The organism is Streptomyces sp. NPDC002795, from assembly GCF_042888725.1.
GTDB lineage: Bacteria > Actinomycetota > Actinomycetes > Streptomycetales > Streptomycetaceae > Streptomyces.
In genome coordinates, this window is record NZ_JBIAQB010000015.1 from 130,270 (window position 1) to 147,661 (window position 17,392).

A 17,392-nucleotide genomic window follows, 5' to 3' on the forward strand; every position below is an offset into this window, starting at 1 on the left:
CGCTCTCTGTACGGGGGCCCGGTACGGCCCTCGCGCCGCCCCAGACGCGAGACGCGCACCTGGCCACCCGGCTGGCCGGACGACCGCGTAGTGAAAGAATCTGGCCATGAGTACGCGACGTGCGCATGGCCCGACGCCGGTGGCGGTCCTCGTACGGGACGGTGTCCTGCCCATGGAGCTGGGCCTGGTCCATCAGCTCTTCGGTACGGCCCGGGATCCCTCCACGGGCGAGCGCCTCTACAAGGTGACGACGTGCGCTCCCCGCCCCGGCCGCATCCGCACGGACGCCGACTTCCCGGTCTACGCCGAGCACGGCCTGGAGGCGGTGGCGGCGGCGGACACGGTGCTGGTCCCGGCGTCGCACGAGACGGACGAGGAACTCCGGAAGGGGGATCTGGACGCCGAATTGGAGGAGTCGCTGTCGGCGGTCCGCGGCCGGGTCGCATCCATCTGTACGGGTTCGTTCGTCCTGGCGGCGGCGGGCCTCCTGGACGGCCGCCGGGCGACGACGCACTGGATGTCCTCGGACCGGTTCGCCCGTACGTTCCCCTCCGTGACGGTCGACGCGGACGTCCTCTACGTCGACGAGGGCCGGGTGCTGACCTCGGCGGGGGAGGCCGCGGGCATCGACCTGTGCCTGCACATGATCCGCGAGGACCACGGCGCGGCGGTGGCGACGGAGCTGGCTCGCCGCACGGTGGTGCCCCCGCACCGGGAGGGCGGCCAGGCGCAGTACATCCAGCGCCCGGTTCCGTCGGAGGGCACGGGCGGCCCGGCGTCGACGTCCCGCTCGCGGGAGTGGGCGCTGGGACGACTGGCGGAGCCCTTGTCCCTCGCGCAACTGGCGTCCCGCGACGCCATGTCGATCCGCACCTACAACCGCCGCTTCCGCGAGGAGACGGGCCTGACCCCGATGACCTGGCTGAACCGCCAACGGGTGGACCGGGCAAGGGAGTTGCTGGAACAGACGGACCACACGGTGGACCGGGTCGCGGCGGAGACGGGCTTCGGCTCCGGAACGTCGCTGCGCCAGCACTTCCAGGCGCTGCTGGGGGTGTCGCCGGGGACGTACAGGACGACGTTCCGGGGACGGTGAGCGAGCGACCATCAGCGACTCTGAGCGACCATGAGCGGCATGGCAACCGACGACGCGCACGCGCACGCGCCCGCGCACATCCGCAGAGCAGTCCCGAACGTCACGGTGCCCGACGAGGCGGCGATGGCGACGAACCGCACCTTCTACGGGGCACTCGGCTTCCGTGAGGCGATGAACATGGGCTGGATCATGACCCTGGTCTCACCCTCCGACCCCACCGCACAGATCCAGTTCTTCACGCACGAGGCGACGGCTCCGGTGGTGCCGGACATCAGCGTGGAGGTCGACGACGTCGACGCGGTGTACGCGGCGATGCGCGCGGCTGGCGCCGACATCGTCCACGACCTGCGGGACGAGGAGTGGGGCGTGCGCCGCTTCTTCGTACGGGACCCGCAGGGAAAGGTCGTGAACGTCCTGACGCACGCCCGGCCGTAGGGCCTCAGCCGGCCTTGCGGTCCACGAGTACGTAGGAGGCGGCGGCGACAGCCCCCGCGACCCCGAACACCGCAGGCCAGGCCCCCACCTTCTTGGCCAGCGGGTGCGACCCGGCGAACGCGGCGACGTACGCGCCCGTCAGCGCCCCCGCGACCTTCCCGCCCCGCGTCTTCGTCCACTGCGTCGCGGCGGCGGCCCCGGCCACGGCGAGCACGGCCCCGCCCAGCGGCCGCTTCTTGGTGAAACGGGCGGTGGCGTAGCCCCCGACGAGTCCGGCTGCGGCTATCGGGGCGGTGGGGAGGGCGCGGGCCATGGGGTGAACCTCCGGCGTCTGATGTCTCGGGGTGCGTCTCTTTTGTGAGGTTACGCCCGGCGGTACGGGCGCGGCCCTCGGGGGTGAGGGCCGCGCCCGCGCGGGGAGGGCGGCTCAGCCGAACTGGCCGGGCTGGTAGGAACCGGCGGGCATCTGCGCGATGACGTTCACGCGGTTGTAGAGGTTGATGATGGCGATCAGCGAGACGAGGGCGGTGAGCTGCTCCTCGTCGTAGTACTTCGCGGCGTTCGCCCACACCTCGTCCGGAACGCCGCCGGCGGCGTCGGCGATCCGCGTGCCCTGCTCGGTCAGTTCGAGCGCGGCGCGCTCGGCGTCGGTGAACACGGTGGCCTCGCGCCAGGCCGCGACGAGGTGCAGCCGCTGCACGGTCTCGCCGGCGTGCGCGGCGTCCTTGGTGTGCATGTCGGTGCAGAACCCGCAGCCGTTGATCTGGCTGGCCCGGATCTTCACGAGCTCCTGCGTCGCGGCGGGGAGGGTGGAGTCGGCGACGACCTTCCCGGCGGAGTTGATGTGCTTGATGACCTTCCCGGCGATGGGGCTGGTGAAGGGGTTGATACGGGCTTCCATGGCGGGCTCCTGTGGTGGTGGGTGGGGCGGTTGGTGTGGCGCGCTCGGTGCGGCGCCGCGCTTGCGGCTACGTAGATGTGACGGAGCGGGGGGTGGGGGTGTGACATGGGGAAGCGTGATGTGGGTCTCACGGGAGAGGGGGTCCGTGACGCGAAACTACGAAGAGATCGTGGCTGAGCGTCACAGCCCAAGACGCTTCCACTACGGAGAGTAACAACCCGGCTGAGAGGGGCAGAAGAACCCCATGAAAACCCAGCCCCACACACAGCGCACCTCATCCGCCCCCTCCATGGCGGCACTGACGCGCCACCCACTGGCCCTCACCCAGGACCAACTCCTCACCCGCGCCCAACTGATGGCGCTCGGCTGCGCGGATTCGACCACCAGCCACCGTTGCCGCCCCAGCGGCCCCTGGCAGCGGGTGCTGCCGCGGGTGCACCTCCTCCACTCCGGCACGCCGACCCCGCGCCAACGCATGCGCGCGGCACTCCTGTACGCGGGTGAGTGCGCGCTGCTCACGGGACTCGCGGCACTGTCCCTGCACAACTTCCGGGCGGCGCCGCGCCCGGAGCGGCTGCGCTACGTCGATGTGCTGGTCCCGTACGAGGGCGTGGGCGCGCGTGGTGCGTCCTCGTCGTACGTGAGGGTGCACCGCACGCGCCGTATGCCGGAGGACTTCCCGGTGGCGGGGCTCGGGGCCGCGGCCGTCGTGCGGGCGGTGGCGGACGCGGTGCCCGCACTCGCCTGCGAACGCGATGTGACGGCGGTCCTGGCGGAGGCGGTGCAGCGCGGCTTCTGCACACCGGAGGCGCTCATGGCCGAACTCGGCGCGTCCCATCGCGGCTACGCCCCGTACGTGGCGAGGGCGAAGGGCCACCTGGTGGCGGGCGTGCACTCAGCGTTGGAGGCGGACGCCCGTACGGTGGTCCACGCCTACGACCTCCCGGAACCCCTGTGGAACCCGAACCTCCACGACCCTGTGACCGGCATGTTTCTGGCCCGCCCGGACGCGTACTGGGCGGCGGAGGGCCTGGCCCTGGAGGTCGACTCCCGTGAGTACCACCTGGACCCGGCCTCCTGGCGCCGCACCCTCTCCCAACGCAACCGCCTCGCCCACGCGGGCCTCCCGGTCCTGGCCGTCACGGCGGAGGACCTGCGGTGGCGGGCGGAGGGGGTGGCGGGGGAGATTCGGGGGGCGTTGGCCGCGGCGCGCCGCCGTCCGGCGCCACCACTTCTCGTCAACCCGCCGCCGCGGGGCGCGAGTTCTACCTCACGCCCAGAGGGCCGCGGGGGCCTGCGGCCCGAAGGGAGAGCAGGAAGTCGCCCCAGGGGCGGGCGCCGAACGTAGCGACGTTCCCGTCGGGGGCCTTGGAGTCACGTATCGCCATTCCGCCGGTGACGGGGCAGGCTTCCACGCACTCAGTCGTATTGGCGCCGCTGTACGACGACTTGAACCATTTCTGAGCCGCTGGAAGCGCGGGCCCACCTTGCATTAGAGCTCCTTGCGTACGTTCTGGATCACAGCGGCGGATGCCTCCATGTCCAACGCTTGTGCGCGAAGGTATTCGAACGCAAGCCGGTAGCGCGCGAGTTCCTCCTCCTTCTCCAGGAAGAGCGAGCCGCTATGGAGGTCTACGTACACGACGTCGAGGGCTGTCTCGGCGGCCCCCAGGATCACGAAGCTTCCCAGAGCCGCCCCGTGCGCCCCTTTGGCGAACGGCAGGATCTGCAGCGTGATGTGCGCCGATTCACTCGCTTCGAGGAGCCGGTCGAGCTGCGCCTTCATGATTCTGGGCGAGCCGACGACGCGGCGGATCACGGACTCGTCCAGGACGGCCCACAGGTGCGGAGGCGTCGGGCGGTCCAGGATGGCCTGCCGCTTCATGCGGATGTCCACGAGCCGTTCGATCTCGGGCTGGGCGAGCCGCACTTCGTTGGCCTTCTGGAGGGCGGTGCTGTACTCGCGGGTCTGGAGCAGCCCAGGAACGTAGACCGAGCAGAAGTGGTCCTCGCGTACGGCCTCGTCCTCCAGCGTGAGCAGCAGGTTCATGCTCTCCGGGATGGAGTCGGTGAAGGAACTCCACCAGCCCTGCTGCTTGGCATCCTTGGCCAGCCCGACAACCGCGTCCCGTTCAGACTCAGTTGCCTCGTAGGCGCGGCAAAGGGCATCCACCACGATCCACTTCACGGGGCCCGACTGGGTCTCGTACCGACTGACGGTCGCCTTGGAGACGCCGGCCAGATTCCCGGCTTCCTCAAGAGTGAGCCCTTTGCGGGCACGGAGCTTCCGCATCGTGGCGCCGAGCTGGCGACGGCGCGTGGTGGTCCGGACGGCGGGCATGGGGTTCCTCCCCGTGTGGGCCGGGAAGTTCCCGGAGATCCCAAACAGGCTAGGCATGGCGGGAGTTGGCGTACCAGCGGATTCACTCGATGGATTCTCGTGAGAAGTTACACAGCGAGACTTCTCTGTGCCATTCTCGTGAGCGAACCGCTACGCAGTGCAGCCGTACGGATGCGGCGGGCGCAGCGCTGTGTGGCCTGGGAGGGAGTGCGGCCATGGCCGACTACGACGTCTCTTCTGAACTCCAACTCCGTTACGTGCTGCTCTTTGAGGCGGCCCCGAGAGAAATGCGGCGCCTGCGCCAGGAGGTCGTCGGCCTGCTTGAACGCTGGGAGCTAATGCCTCTCGTGGAGGAGGTCCAGCTCGTCGTGACGGAACTCGCGACGAACGTCCTGCACCATGTGGGATTGGGCGCGGCGGCCACGCTGATTCTGGAACTGCGGGGCGGCCGCTTCCGTGTCGAGGTCCATGACCAGAGCTACGCGATCCCACTGGCGACAGAAGCGGGCTGTGGTGCGGAGTGCGGTCGGGGGCTCCATCTGATCGCCGCGCTTGTGGCGGAGTGGGGGACCCTGCTCACGTCTTCGGGTAAGGCGGTGTGGTGTGAACTGGCCCTCCCGGGCTACCAGTTCACCTCCGGCGTGCGGCGCGCTAACGACGTGCTGCAGACCTATCAGGAACGTCGAGGGCGCCCGCTTCTGTTCGCGGTGAAGGCTCCGACGGGGCTCGCGCAACCTGCCGTCGAGCTGATCGCCGACTTGTTGCACTGGGCTGCGGCGCGAGGGTGCGATCCGGACGATCTGCTGGACCAGGCTGTGGTGCGGTATGAGGGGGAGGCCGCGTGATGGGTCGGGTTCGGGGGCTCTTCCGGCGGGTGAGGGGCCTGGTCGGGCCAGGGGTGGGACGTAGGCGGTCGGTGAGAGGCGGGGTGTCAGGCTCTGAGGGCGTCCCGGTGGCGGTGAAGTCGGCACCGAGTCGGCTGCTGAGCCTGCCGTCGCATCGTTCTCCGTACGGTTTCGAGACGCCGATCAAAGGTGAGGAGAACGCGCTGGTTCGGCCGTATCTGGCCGCGGTCGAGGAACGGTGCGGATGTGAGGTACAGGCGCACCGGCGCGTGTCGCTGACCCTGGCTGCCGATTTCGGAGTCGACTTGGACGAACATGTGGTCGGCGCGGCGGTCTAAGGCGGGGCCCGTGAAATGCGTATGTTTCAGGGCCCGGCAGAGATCAGCCGTCGGTGGAGTTCGCTATCTCGGCCTTCACCTCGTCGGGAGTGCGCCAGGATTTGTTGCGGAAGCTCTTGTGGCACATGCGGTGGCAGTTGGCACACAGGAAGGCCAGGTCGTCGAGCCTAGTCTCGGTGCGGCCGGATATGTGGAGAGGGAGCCGGTGATGCACCTCGATGTATCCACTGCCGAGCTGGCCGTACGCCGTGTGGAAATCGAAGAGGCACACCTCGCATCGGATCGCCTGCCTGCGTCGGCGAGCCTGTTCAATCTTGAGGCGACGCAGCTTGGGGTCCCGTTCCCGCCGGCGAACCAGTCGCGGGATGAGCTGCCCCTCGCGGCCGACGGTTTCCTCGCCTTCGTCAGCACCCTCACCCAGCGGTGGCAGATCGTGGAGCTCCCCGGAGCCCATGCCGATGCGAATGGCTTCAGCGAGATCCGCCATCTCGGCCGGGCGCTCCAAGAAGTCGTTCACCACGGCTTGGGTCGGCTGGCCGCCGCGAGTGCGAGTGCCCCGGTAGTCAGGGTGAGCTGTAGCGATGTCAGTGGTCTTCCGGCTGACGCTGTTCACCGAGCGGAAGCGGGGGTCGCTAGCAGCCGCATCACGACGGGTCGGGAGCGAGCGGAGCAGGCCGGACAGCTCATGTACTCGCTCGTCGGTCTGACGCAGTTCATGCCAGCCGTTCTGTGCAACGAGCGCGCAGGCCAGCAGCAGTTCGTCTTGACTCCAGGGTGTCCTCGCCACGAGCGATATCGTACGGGTATTCGATGGCGTGTCGGGAGTGGCTGGAGTCGGGTAAGTGATGGCGCAAACTGGGGTAGACCGCGAAGTCAGTCGCGATGTCAGTGGCGTCTGTCACCCTCTGTAATGGCTGGCGGTACGGGGCGTCAGCAGGGTTCGTGTAAGAGGAGGGTCCATGACCGGCACTGACCGGGAGTTCACGTCGATCGAGATCTGCGCGGGTGCGGGCGGTCAGGCAATTGGCCTGCATGCAGCCGGCTTCCGGCATCTCGCACTTGTCGAGATCGACAGGTACGCGGCGGCTACGTTGAGTAGCAACATCGATGTCCACCCGAAATGGGAGTGGGAGCACAAGCACTGTGATGTGCTGCCCATGGACGTAAACGACTTCGAGCCCGAAGAGAACCTGAAGAAGAGCAAGGGGGTCTACCGCAAGGGCGAGCTGGATTTGCTCGCTGGCGGTGTTCCGTGCCCGCCGTTCTCCCATGCGGGCAAACAGCTCGGGGCGGACGACGAGCGCGATCTCTTCCCGCGCATCCTGGAGCTGGCGGAGCGGATCCGACCCAAGGCCGTGATGATCGAGAACGTGCGCGGCCTCATGGATGCAAAGTTCGAGGCCTACCGCGAAAAGATTCAGACCTCCCTGGAGAAAATGAAGCCGGACGCTGACGGGCTGCCCGGGTACAAGGTCGAGGTGTGGAAGGTCTTCGAGGCTGCCGACTTCTCGGTGCCTCAGCTTCGGCCACGGTCGATTCTCGTTGCGTTCCGGACCGATGTGCTCCAGGACCTGAAGTACGAGGAGCCAGTGCCAGAGACTGAGGTGCGTACAGTATTCGATGCGCTAGGGGAGTCGATGGAGGAACGTTTCAAGCCTTTCCTCAATGGGCCCCGTGCAGCCGAGGCCAAGCGCATTCTTGATGAGTGGTCGCGCGATGCGGCCAGGGGGGTAGCGCCGACGCTCGTCGGTGGTTCGAAGAAGCATGGAGGTGCCGACCTCGGCCCGAGCCGCGCGAAGAAGGCTTGGCGAGCGCTGGGTGTTTCCGGCATGGGTGTCGCCAACGATCCTGAGGTGTGCCGGGTGAAGAGCACCGAAGACCGGGATCTATTCGGCGAGGACGGTCCGATGCTAACCGTTCGGCAGGCTGCCACCATCCAGGGATTCCCGGAGTACTGGGAGTTCACAGGCGGGAAGACCGCGAGCTACCGACAGGTGGGTAATGCGTTCCCGCCTCCGGTCGCGGCGGCCATCGGGAAGTCGATCATCGACGTTCTGGCGGCGGCTCGCGAGCGGGATAAATCTAAGGGTTAACCTGGCTCATTCTTGCGACCGAGTGCATCTCGCCGTTGTCTGACAGCAGCTGCAATCTGTTCCGCGCATTCGGCGGGTGGTTCGTGCTCCCAGAACCGGAGTACGAGCCATCCGGCTTTTTCGAGGTGCTGGCCAGTGTCTCGATCGCGCGCCATGTTTCGGGCCACTTTGTCGGACCAGTAGCCTGAGTTGGTCTTCGGCGGCACGTAGTGCTCCGGGCAGCCATGCCAGTAGCAGCCATCGATGAATACTGCGATTTTGGTCGGGCGGAAGACTAGGTCGGCGGTGCGTCGGAGGTTGGGAAGTGGGCGGGCCGCGATGCGGTACCGCAAACCTTGCGCATGAACGAGGTGCCGGATTGAGCGCTCAGGTGTGGTGTCGCGGTTGCGGATCGCCTGCATGTTGCGGCGGCGGGCTGCGGAGGATGCCCAGGAGCCTGCGGGGGGAACCCAGGCGTTTCCGTTATCACGCATTCCCCGTTCTCTCTCACTCGCTTCGGTCTAGTCTACTTCTTGCTCTTCGTTGGATACCTTGGGTAGCCGAGGAGCTATTTCAACGGGGTCGGTTTGTTCGGCTAAAACCCAGGAGTTTCCGTCAAGCTCGACTTGCGGCTGATCGCCGTGGTGTGCTTTCACCTTGGCGACTCGAAAGCTTACGAACTCGCCGCGGCGGGGGACTTCAGCGCCAAGCAGGCGTGCGATTTCCTGGTGTTTTCTGTAGGGTCCTACGATCAGTAAACCTTCCTCGCGAAGTACGGTTCTTGCGCGCCCTTTTCCTTCTCGCAGTCGTGCCATGTAGTCGAGCTGCCTGGCGGCAGTCCTTACGGCGCCGCGACCGATTGGGCGATTCTGCACCCTGCGGAAGAGTTCGATCACGCGACGCTGACCCTTTCGGGGCCCTTCGAGGAGGATTTTTTTCCGTAGCTCCTCGGGAATGTGAAGCAGTACGTTCTCGGGGAGAGGGGAGTTGCGCCACAGCCACAGGATTTTGTCTTTTCTGTGTTCAGCTTTCACCGTCAGTTTCTTGTCGCGATTTCCGCCAGTGTTTAGCCACTCCTCTCGGGCGCGCAGTAGCCCGGCACTCCATTGGCTTTGATAGTCATCGGCCCATACGACTAGGCAGAGGTGGCCAACGGCCTCCGGGGGGATCATCCAGCCCCCGAATTCTTGCGAGAATTTGCAGTCGACGTCGATCCCCTGGATCTGGTAGTCCATGGGGTGGCCGCCCGCAAGGTCGCGGCCGTCCTCGAATTTAAACTCGCGCTGTAGATTAATTTCAACTAGCGTCCCGGCATGGGTCTTTTCTGTCTTGTACAGGGACTTCCATGCGTAGCGTCCTGTTGATTCACCATTGAGTAATTGGTCGATGGTTTCGCGGAGTACGCGGGCGAAGCGCTTTCCTGAAGGGTCAAGGGACCAGATGTGTTCGGCGACAGCTACTAGTTCCGGGTCCTGCTTGATGAGCTCCTGGCTGACTACCCAGGAGGCCGCAGCTCTGTCTCTTTCGAAGGGGAGCAAGAGTCGTTCCTGTTCAGCGAGTTGGTTATGGGGTTGCCAGGCAGGCGAATCCGCACCAGTTCGGCGTCGAGTGCCTGTTCCGCGGTGTCACGCGGCGCCCCCGTGGCACGCCCCATACGCCACCCCCGACCCACACCAGCACTCCGCGTCCACCGCCGGAGGCCACCCCACCGCCCGCCCCCGCGCCGCCAACGTCGTCGCGTACTGCGGCAAGAGCGACACGTCCTCCGGTGACGAGCCCTCCGACGCCGCGAACGCCTCGTAGGAGGGGACCGTACCCGTGACGATGCCGAGGTTGGCTGTGCCGGATGACGACAGTTCCCTCAGGGAGGCCTCCGTGGCGGCCAAGTGGGCCTCGTACGACGGGTATTCGGCGGACAGGGACGGATACGCCGACAGGAGTTCCGTGTATTCGGACGACGGCCAGTGGAGGACCGCCACCGGGAACGGGCGCGACAGGGCCTCCCTGTACGTGCCCAACTCCGCCCGGATGCGGGAGATCTCCGCCTGGAGTTCCACCGGGTTCTCCGAGCCGAGCGCCCAGGTGCGCTTGGGGTCGTGGAGTTCGTCGAGGGAGACGGGCGTGCGGTTGGCCTGGTCGGCGAGGGCGTCCCACGCGTCGTGTTCCGATCCGAGCATGCGGCGCACGCGGTGGCGGCCCAGGAGCAAGGGGTGTTTCGGGAGTGGGACCCCGGCCTCCCGTTCCGAGTCCGGGACCAGGAGTTCCAGGCCCTCCGTGAAGGTGGCGTGGGCCTCTTCCAGCTCGTCGTGGGCTTCGAGGGATTCCGCCACGATCACCCACGGGGCCGGGTCCCGCGGGGCCGCCGTGCGGACGCCCGTGATGATGGCCCGGGCCTCCGCCTCGTGGCCGTACTCCCACAGGTTCGCGGCCTTGAGCGCGCGGATGAGGGCGGGGGACTGGGGGGCCTCGGCGGACAGCAGGCCGTCGTAGAGGGTCGTCGCGCGGTCGCGGGCCTCGGCCAGTTCGTAGTGGGCCGCGGCCTGGAGGAGCAGGTGCTCCGCGTCCTCCGGGTACATCGCCGCCGTGCGCTCCAGGCGCTCGGCTTCCGCGACATGGTTCGCACGGTCGGTCTCGGCGGGCGTGGCAGGGGTGTCGGGGCGCATGGGGGACACCGTACTGCCGGAACCTTGACAGGGGACCCGCCCGAGGGGGGCCGTTGCACCCGTTGCCCGCCATCGCCATCGCCATCGCCATCGCCATCGCCAATGCTATCGCCACCGCCTCGCCCTGCCTCTGGTGACTTCGCGCCCCGCGATCTATCTTGCGCGCGTGCTGCTGCAACGTATGCAAGGTAGGCAACGTATGCGACGTAGGCAACGTAGGCGGACCCATCGGCCTGCTGTCGTCACTCAAGGACGGTCCCGCAGGTCTACCGCCCTGCGTGTGCTGTGGAACGGCGCCGAGGTCGCCGTCACCCTCGGCCTCGTCGTGCTGCTGCTCGTCGTGCACCAGTTGTGGTGGACCAATCGGCAGGCCAGGGCCGGCGCCGACCGGGAGGTGCAGGCCCTTGAGCGGCAGTGGCAGGGTGGTCCGGCCGCAGGGACCTCCGAAGGCACCGAGCCCGCCGCCGGGACCGCCGAGCCCACCGACACTCCGACCGGCACCCCGGGCGACGATCCCTCCGTCACCCCTGACGACACTCGCGCCAAGCCCGCACCTCGGCCGAACTGGGACCAGGCCTACGCCATCCTCGGCATCCCCCGCCTCGGCCTGCGCGCCCCCGTCGCCCAGGGCATCAGCAAGTCCGGCGTCCTGAACCAGGGGTACGTAGGCCACTATCCGGGCACCGCCCAGCCCGGCGGCGCCGGGAACTTCGCGCTCGCGGGGCACCGGAACACGCACGGGGAACCGTTCCGGTACATCAATCGGCTGCGCAGCGGCGACACCCTCACCGTCCGGACGAAGACCGCCTCGTACACGTACATCGTCGACAAGACGCTCGCGCAGACCTCGGCCGGTGACGGGGGCGTGATCAATCCCGTGCCGCGGAGCCGGGTGGTTCCGGGCGCCGGGTATCGCGATCCCGGGTACTACATCACCCTCACCACCTGCACCCCCGAATTCACCTCCAAGTACCGACTCGTGGTGTGGGGGAAGCTCAGCGCCATGCGTCCGAGGTAGGCGAGTACGCGAGGGATGCGAGTGAGCGAGTGCGCCACCGATAGGCTGCCGTTTCGTGATCAAACGGCCCCATCTGCTCTGGCTCCTCGTCCCGTTCGTGCTCTACATCGGCGCGCTGCCCTTCGTGAACCGCGTCGAACCCGTCGTGTTCGGGCTGCCGTTCCTGTTCGCGTGGCTGCTCGGCGCGACGCTGCTCACTCCCGTCGCCACCTGGCTCACCTGGCGCGGGGACCGCAGGATGCGCGAGGCCTCGAAGTGAGCGATGCCGCCGTCGCCACCACCCTCTTCGGCGTCTTCATGGTCGCCACCGTCGCTCTCGGACTGCTCGCCGTACGCGGAAAGGGCAGCGGCGGCGGGCTCGCCGAGTGGTCGGTGGGCGGGCGGTCGCTGGGGGCCGTGTTCGTGTGGGTGCTGATGGCGGGGGAGGGCTACACCAGCTTCAGCTATCTCGGTGCTGCCGGGTGGGGGTACAACTACGGCGCGCCTGTGCTGTACGTCGTCGCCTACATGTCCTGCGGGTACGCCATCGGGTACGTCGTCGGGCCGATGCTCTGGTCGTACGCGCGGCAGCACGGGCTCGTGAGCATCACCGACATGGTCGCGCACCGGTTCGGGCGGCCCTGGCTGGGTGCCGCCGTCGCGATCCTCGTCACCGTGTTCCTGCTCCCGTACATCCAGTTGCAGATCACGGGGATGGGCGTCGTCGTCTCGACGATCTCCTACGGTGCCGTCAGCCTCAACTGGGCCTATTTCATCGGCTTCGCCGTCACCACGCTCTTCGTCGTGGTGAGCGGGCTGCGGGGGAGCGCCTGGGTGTCGGTGATGAAAGACCTGCTCGTCATCGTGACGCTCGCTTTTCTCGCCTTCTATGTGCCGCTGCATTACTTCGACGGCTACGGGCCGTTCCTCGGCCGGCTTGTCGAGGAGAAGAGCGAGTGGCTGACGTTGCCGGGGAACGGGGGATCGCCTTACGGGGGTGGGTGGTTCGCGACCACCACCTTCCTGAACGCGCTCACCGTCGTCATCTTCCCGACCACCGTCGCCGGGTATCTGGGCGCCCGCAGCGCCGACGCGTTGCGGCGCAATGCCATGTGGCTGCCCGCCTACAACGTCCTGCTGTTCGTGCCGATGCTGCTCGGGATGGCGGCCCTGTTCGTCGTTCCCGGGCTCACCGGGGCCGACTCGAACCTCGCGCTCTTCAAGCTCGTCGTCGACTCCCTTCCCGCGTGGATCGTGGGGATCGTCGGGGTCGCGGCCGCGCTGTCGTCGATCGTGCCGATGGCCGTCTTCATGCTGGTCATCGGCACGATGTGGGGGAGCAGCGTGATGTCGCTCGTGCCGCGGTGGCGGGGTTCGTCCCGGGCCCAGAAGGCCGGGGCGCAGGTCGTCGTCGTGGTGGCCGGGTCGCTCGCGCTCGTCCTCACGTATGCCGCGCCCAACACCCTCGTACGGCTCTCCCTCATCTCGTACGAGGGGATGGCGCAGCTCGTGCCGATGCTGCTGGTCGGCCTGGTGTGGCGGAGGCTGAGTCTCGTCGGGGCGTTGAGCGGGCTCGTGGTGGGGGTGGGCGTCGTGTGCGGGCTCGTGTTCAGCGGGCACGATCCGGTGTTCGGGGTGAACGCCGGGATCGTCGCGCTCGCCGTCAATCTCGTGGTGACGCTGGTGGTGACGTACGCGTTCCCGGCGGACCGGGACGAGCGGGCGGACGAGGACGTGCTGGCCCGGGATCCGGTCGGGGCGGCGGCGTAGCGCCTCCGGGCGCCCGGCCGCCGGTCCGGTCGGACGGGAACGCGTACGTCACCACCGGCCGGTCGTGACCGAGCCTGTATAACTGGCGGGGAGCCCCGAATCGGAAAGACCCGGGAGCGGGAGAGGAGGCAGGCGCATGGCACGCACGACCAACGGGTCCGTGACGCTGCGACCCGTCGCCCTGCTGCTCTTCGTCCTCCTCGGTGCGGCGCTCGCCGACACCGGCAGCCTCGTCGGCGCCGTCGCGCTCGCCACCGCGGCCGCGGGCTCCGCGCTCGCCGCCTGCGCCGTCCTGACCGCGCGCTCCGTGCCCACCGTGGCGCGTACCCGCGTCCGCACCGCCATCCGCGACCGTGAGCGGCGCACCGCGTTCCTGCCGCAGCGCGATCCCGACGCCTCCGGCCGACCCAGGCCCCGAGCTCCCGGACGCCTCGTCCCGACGGCCTGCTGACCTCTTCCGGTCAGCGGTCCGTCACGCCGACACATCTCCCGATCTCCTTGATGTCAGGCACGACGAGACCCCCCGGAGGGCTCACCCATGTCGTCGTTCATGTCCGTTTTCGCCAGTCTGGTCGAGCATCTGGCCGACCTTCTCCAGCCGCTGCTGCACGCCTCCGCCACGGCCGCGGCGATCGTCCTGTTCACCGCGTTCGTACGCCTCCTCGTCCACCCCCTGTCGCGGGCCGCGGCCCGTGGGCAGCGTGAACGGGCCAAGCTCCAGCCGCGTATCGCGGAACTGCGCAAGAAGCACAAGAACAGCCCCGAGGCGACGCAGAAGGCGATCATGGAGCTGCACCGCGAGGAGAAGGTCTCCCCGCTGACCGGCTGCCTGCCGATGCTCTTCCAGATGCCGGCGTTCTTCCTGCTCTACCACCTGTTCTCCAACCAGAGCATCGGCGGCGAGCCCAACGCGCTGCTCGGCCACACCCTCGGCGCGGCGCCGCTCGGCGGCCGGTTCCACGACGCGCTCGCGCACGGCGGACTCTTCGGGGAGCAGGGACTCGTCTACGTGGCGCTGTTCGCGCTCGTCGCCGCCGTCGCGAGCTTCAACTACCGGCGTACGAAGCAGCAGATGGCGCAGGCCCCGAAGCCGGGGGCCGATGCGGGTCAGCCGGTGCCGGGCATGGCGGCGATGGGCAGGTTCATGCCGCTGATGTCCTTCTTCACCCTCTTCACGGTGGCCTTCGTGCCGCTCGCCGCCGCGCTGTACGTCGTCACGTCGACGACGTGGAGTTCGATCGAGCGGGCGGTGCTCTACCGGGACATGCCGTACGCGGGAGGGGCGGCGGCCGCGCCGGCGCTCTGAACCCTCTCGGCGGCGGTGCGGGTCCAGTCCGTGAACGAGGTATTGCGGACTGGACGTTCACCTTGGAGGATCGACCAGTCCTCCGACGGTCGCACGCCGCACCGGGCCGTGGAGGCTCCTCCTACTGCAGAGGGAGTTACACCATGAAGCTGCTGCGAGTCGGTCCCGCCGGAGCCGAGCGCCCCGCGCTGCTCGACGCCGGGGGAACCCTGCGCGACCTGTCGGAACTCGTCACGGACGTCGACGGGGCGCTGCTCGCCGAAGACGCCGCGATCGAGCGCGTACGGGCCGCGGCCGCGGCCGGGGACCTGCCCGTCCTCGACGCGTCGGGGCTGCGGATCGGCCCGCCGGTGGCCCGCATCGGCAAGGTCGTGTGCATCGGGCTGAACTACCACGACCACGCGGCGGAGACCGGCGCCCAGCCGCCCGCCGAGCCGGTCGTGTTCTTCAAGGCGGCCGACACGGTCGTCGGGCCCGACGACACGGTCCTCGTACCGCGGGGCTCCGTGAAGACCGACTGGGAGGTGGAGCTGGCCATCGTCATCGGCCGTACCGCCCGCTACGTCGAGTCCCACGAGGCCGCTCTCGCGTGCGTCGCCGGGTACGCGGTCGCGCACGACGTGTCCGAGCGCGAGTTCCAGATCGAGCGCGGCGGCACCTGGGACAAGGGCAAGAACTGCGAGACGTTCAACCCGCTCGGCCCGTGGCTCGTGACCGCCGACGAGGTCCCCGACCCGCAGGCGCTCGGCCTGCGCCTGTGGGTGAACGGCGAACTCAAGCAGGACGGCTCCACCGCCGACCAGATCTTCCCGGTCGCCGAAGTCGTCCGCTACGTAAGCCAGTTCATGACCCTGTACCCCGGCGACATCATCAACACCGGCACACCGGCGGGCGTCGCCATGGGCCAGCCCGAACCGAAGCCGTACCTGCGGGCGGGCGACGTGGTCGAGCTGGAGATCGACGGCCTCGGCCGCCAGCGGCAGGAGCTCAAGGGGGCGTAGGTGCTCTGGTGGTCACGCCGCGGAGCTGAACCGCTCCAGGGCCTCGACCACCAGCTCGTGGTCCTCGATCTGGGGGAGGCCGGACACCACGACCGCACCCACGACTCCCGCTCCCCGAACGGTCAGTGGAAACGCGCCGCCATGTGCCGCGTACGTGTCCGGGTCGAGGCGCGAGGCGTTCTCGAACGTCGTGCCCTTGGCCCGGAAGCGGCTGCCGACCAGGTAGGACGAGGCGTGGTAGCGCTCCACGACGCGGCGCTTGCGGGCGATCCACGCGTCGTTGTCCGGGGCCGAACCCGGCAGCGCCGCGTGGAACAGCTGCTGGCCGCCGCGCGTGATGTCGATCGCGACCGGCGCACGGCGCTCGCGCGCGAGGTCCACGAGCAGGTTCCCGAGAGCCCAGGCGTCGTCGTACGTGAAGGAGTCCAGGACGAGACGGCGCTCCTGGTCCTCCAACTCGGGGATCTGCGGGGCGTTTTCGGGGTTTGCCATCACCATGTCCGTCACAGGGTCACCGTCACTCCGTCGCGGGCGGAGACGCGCGCCGCCTCCAGGACGTCGAGCGCTTCGGCGGCCTGCGTGGCGGGGACCGGGTTCGGGGTGCCGTCGCGCAGCGCCGCGGCGATGGCGGCGTAGTACGCCGGGTAGTCGCCGTCGACCGTCGCGAGCGGTCGGCCGCCACCCGTCAGCGGGGACTCGCCGGAGCCGACGCGGCCCCACAGCGACTCGCCCTCCACACCCCACGGCTCACCGGCCGTCGGGCGCTTGCCGTCGCGCAGCGCGGCCTCCTGCGGGTCGAGCCCGTATTTCACGTAGCCCGCCTGCGAGCCGAGCACGCGGAAGCGCGGGCCGAGCTGGGCGGTGGTGGCGGAGACGTACAGGTGCGAGCGCACCCCGTTCGCGTGGGTGATCGCGATGAACGTGTCGTCGTCGGCCTCGGCGCCGGGGCGGCGCACGTCCGACTCGGCGTAGACGGAGACGGCCGGGCCGAACAGGACCAGGGCCTGGTCGACGACGTGGCTGCCGAGGTCGTACAGCAGGCCGCCGATCTCCTCCGGGTCGCCGGACTCGCGCCAGCCGCCCTTGGGGTGCGGGCGCCAGCGCTCGAAGCGGGACTCGAAGCGCCAGACGTCGCCCAACTCGCCGTCCGCGAGCAGCTTTTGGAGGGTCAGGAAGTCGTTGTCCCAGCGGCGGTTCTGGAAGACCGCCAGGAGGACGCCCTGCTTCTCGGCCAGCTCCGCGAGCTCACGCGCCTCGGCGGCGGTGCCCGCGACCGGCTTGTCGACGACGACCGGGAGGCCCGCGGCGATGGCGGCCTTCGCGAGCGATACGTGGGTCTTGTTCGGCGACGCGATGACGATCAGGTCGAGCTCGTCCGCGTGCTGCCACAGCTCGTCGGGGGAGGCCACGAAGCGCAGGTCGTCGCCGTGCTCGGCGCGCGCCTGGGCCTGCCGCTCGGGGTTCGAGGTGACGACCGTGTCCAGGGTGAGGCCCTCGGTCGCGGCGATCAGCGGGGCGTGGAAGACGGAGCCCGCCAGGCCGTAGCCGACCAGGCCCACGCGCAGGGGGACACTTGTACCGGTCATACGTTCCAACCTTCCATACGTTCCATGCGATCCAGGCGATC

22 protein-coding genes are annotated in these 17,392 nt (G+C 68.7%); 12 read left to right on the plus strand and 10 right to left on the minus strand.

Annotated features, from left to right (window positions below; translation table 11 throughout):
- The first annotated feature begins 106 nt into the window (after positions 1-106).
- On the plus strand, positions 107-1,096 hold the full coding sequence (locus ACFYWS_RS35525) for a GlxA family transcriptional regulator (protein WP_389283342.1): 990 nt from the start codon (positions 107-109) through the stop codon (positions 1,094-1,096).
- Between the two features lie 39 nt (positions 1,097-1,135).
- Positions 1,136-1,531: a VOC family protein gene (locus ACFYWS_RS35530; protein ID WP_389283344.1), complete on the plus strand. Its 396-nt coding sequence runs from the start codon at positions 1,136-1,138 to the stop codon at positions 1,529-1,531.
- Between the two features lie 4 nt (positions 1,532-1,535).
- Here the strand turns inward: ACFYWS_RS35530 and ACFYWS_RS35535 are convergent, their stop codons facing one another.
- Both ACFYWS_RS35535 and ACFYWS_RS35540 read right to left on the minus strand, forming a co-directional pair.
- Positions 1,536-1,844 (minus strand): hypothetical protein, encoded by a 309-nt coding sequence (locus ACFYWS_RS35535; protein WP_389283346.1) that lies wholly within the window; start codon positions 1,842-1,844, stop codon positions 1,536-1,538.
- Positions 1,845-1,958: 114 nt separating this feature from the next.
- The gene (locus ACFYWS_RS35540; protein WP_389283348.1) at positions 1,959-2,432 is read right to left on the minus strand and encodes a carboxymuconolactone decarboxylase family protein; all 474 of its coding nucleotides are present in this window, start codon (positions 2,430-2,432) and stop codon (positions 1,959-1,961) included.
- A 244-nt stretch (positions 2,433-2,676) separates the two neighbouring features.
- Here ACFYWS_RS35540 and ACFYWS_RS35545 point away from each other — a divergent pair, with 244 nt between their 5' ends.
- Complete coding sequence (locus tag ACFYWS_RS35545) at positions 2,677-3,780, plus strand: hypothetical protein (protein ID WP_389283350.1); 1,104 nt, start codon at positions 2,677-2,679, stop codon at positions 3,778-3,780.
- On the opposite strand, the gene ACFYWS_RS35550 is transcribed toward ACFYWS_RS35545, so the two are convergent.
- Together ACFYWS_RS35550 and ACFYWS_RS35555 are read right to left on the minus strand one after the other, a co-directional pair.
- Complete coding sequence (locus ACFYWS_RS35550; protein ID WP_389283352.1) at positions 3,698-3,925, minus strand: DUF397 domain-containing protein; 228 nt, start codon at positions 3,923-3,925, stop codon at positions 3,698-3,700. The two genes, ACFYWS_RS35545 and ACFYWS_RS35550, sit on opposite strands and share 83 nt — an antisense overlap.
- Complete coding sequence (locus ACFYWS_RS35555; protein WP_389283354.1) at positions 3,925-4,773, minus strand: helix-turn-helix domain-containing protein; 849 nt, start codon at positions 4,771-4,773, stop codon at positions 3,925-3,927. Before ACFYWS_RS35555 ends, ACFYWS_RS35550 begins: the two co-directional genes overlap by 1 nt.
- Before the next feature lie 215 nt (positions 4,774-4,988).
- On the opposite strand from ACFYWS_RS35555, the gene ACFYWS_RS35560 reads away from it, so the two are divergent.
- Both ACFYWS_RS35560 and ACFYWS_RS35565 read left to right on the plus strand, forming a co-directional pair.
- Positions 4,989-5,618 carry an ATP-binding protein gene (locus tag ACFYWS_RS35560; RefSeq protein WP_389283356.1) on the plus strand — a complete coding sequence of 210 codons (630 nt, stop codon included), beginning with the start codon at positions 4,989-4,991 and terminating at the stop codon, positions 5,616-5,618.
- 107 nt (positions 5,619-5,725) lie between these two features.
- Positions 5,726-5,956, plus strand: coding sequence for a hypothetical protein (locus tag ACFYWS_RS35565; RefSeq protein ID WP_389283358.1), 231 nt, complete (start codon positions 5,726-5,728; stop codon positions 5,954-5,956).
- 43 nt (positions 5,957-5,999) lie between these two features.
- Here ACFYWS_RS35565 and ACFYWS_RS35570 read toward each other — a convergent pair whose 3' ends face one another.
- On the minus strand, positions 6,000-6,743 hold the full coding sequence (locus tag ACFYWS_RS35570) for an HNH endonuclease (protein WP_389283360.1): 744 nt from the start codon (positions 6,741-6,743) through the stop codon (positions 6,000-6,002).
- A gap of 172 nt (positions 6,744-6,915) precedes the next feature.
- Here ACFYWS_RS35570 and ACFYWS_RS35575 point away from each other — a divergent pair, with 172 nt between their 5' ends.
- A complete protein-coding gene (locus tag ACFYWS_RS35575; protein ID WP_389283361.1) occupies positions 6,916-8,049 on the plus strand; it encodes a DNA cytosine methyltransferase in 1,134 nt (377 codons plus the stop codon).
- Here the strand turns inward: ACFYWS_RS35575 and ACFYWS_RS35580 are convergent.
- From ACFYWS_RS35580 to ACFYWS_RS35590, 3 genes are all read right to left on the minus strand, one after another.
- Positions 8,046-8,522, minus strand: a complete 477-nt coding sequence (locus tag ACFYWS_RS35580) for a very short patch repair endonuclease (RefSeq protein WP_389283363.1) — start codon at positions 8,520-8,522, stop codon at positions 8,046-8,048. The two genes, ACFYWS_RS35575 and ACFYWS_RS35580, sit on opposite strands and share 4 nt — an antisense overlap.
- Positions 8,523-8,549: 27 nt before the next feature.
- Positions 8,550-9,566, minus strand: a complete 1,017-nt coding sequence (locus ACFYWS_RS35585; RefSeq protein ID WP_389283365.1) for a NaeI family type II restriction endonuclease — start codon at positions 9,564-9,566, stop codon at positions 8,550-8,552.
- 87 nt (positions 9,567-9,653) lie between these two features.
- Positions 9,654-10,691: an SEC-C metal-binding domain-containing protein gene (locus ACFYWS_RS35590; protein WP_389283366.1), complete on the minus strand. Its 1,038-nt coding sequence runs from the start codon at positions 10,689-10,691 to the stop codon at positions 9,654-9,656.
- 199 nt (positions 10,692-10,890) lie between these two features.
- Here ACFYWS_RS35590 and ACFYWS_RS35595 point away from each other — a divergent pair, with 199 nt between their 5' ends.
- From ACFYWS_RS35595 to ACFYWS_RS35620, 6 genes are all read left to right on the plus strand, one after another.
- Complete coding sequence (locus ACFYWS_RS35595; protein WP_389283367.1) at positions 10,891-11,709, plus strand: class E sortase; 819 nt, start codon at positions 10,891-10,893, stop codon at positions 11,707-11,709.
- A 55-nt stretch (positions 11,710-11,764) separates the two neighbouring features.
- Positions 11,765-11,968 (plus strand): DUF3311 domain-containing protein, encoded by a 204-nt coding sequence (locus ACFYWS_RS35600; protein WP_389283369.1) that lies wholly within the window; start codon positions 11,765-11,767, stop codon positions 11,966-11,968.
- 38 nt (positions 11,969-12,006) lie between these two features.
- Positions 12,007-13,458 carry a sodium:solute symporter gene (locus ACFYWS_RS35605; RefSeq protein WP_389283467.1) on the plus strand — a complete coding sequence of 484 codons (1,452 nt, stop codon included), beginning with the start codon at positions 12,007-12,009 and terminating at the stop codon, positions 13,456-13,458.
- A gap of 136 nt (positions 13,459-13,594) precedes the next feature.
- Positions 13,595-13,909, plus strand: coding sequence for a DUF6412 domain-containing protein (locus tag ACFYWS_RS35610; protein WP_389283371.1), 315 nt, complete (start codon positions 13,595-13,597; stop codon positions 13,907-13,909).
- A gap of 87 nt (positions 13,910-13,996) precedes the next feature.
- The gene (locus ACFYWS_RS35615; RefSeq protein ID WP_389283373.1) at positions 13,997-14,764 is read left to right on the plus strand and encodes a YidC/Oxa1 family membrane protein insertase; all 768 of its coding nucleotides are present in this window, start codon (positions 13,997-13,999) and stop codon (positions 14,762-14,764) included.
- Positions 14,765-14,907: 143 nt separating this feature from the next.
- Entirely contained in the window at positions 14,908-15,765 is an 858-nt protein-coding gene (locus ACFYWS_RS35620) for a fumarylacetoacetate hydrolase family protein (protein ID WP_389283375.1), read from the plus strand.
- A 12-nt stretch (positions 15,766-15,777) separates the two neighbouring features.
- Here ACFYWS_RS35620 and ACFYWS_RS35625 read toward each other — a convergent pair whose 3' ends face one another.
- Together ACFYWS_RS35625 and ACFYWS_RS35630 are read right to left on the minus strand one after the other, a co-directional pair.
- Positions 15,778-16,257 carry a heme-degrading domain-containing protein gene (locus tag ACFYWS_RS35625; protein ID WP_389283377.1) on the minus strand — a complete coding sequence of 160 codons (480 nt, stop codon included), beginning with the start codon at positions 16,255-16,257 and terminating at the stop codon, positions 15,778-15,780.
- Between the two features lie 11 nt (positions 16,258-16,268).
- Positions 16,269-17,351 carry a Gfo/Idh/MocA family oxidoreductase gene (locus ACFYWS_RS35630; protein ID WP_389283379.1) on the minus strand — a complete coding sequence of 361 codons (1,083 nt, stop codon included), beginning with the start codon at positions 17,349-17,351 and terminating at the stop codon, positions 16,269-16,271.
- Positions 17,352-17,392: the final 41 nt, after the last annotated feature.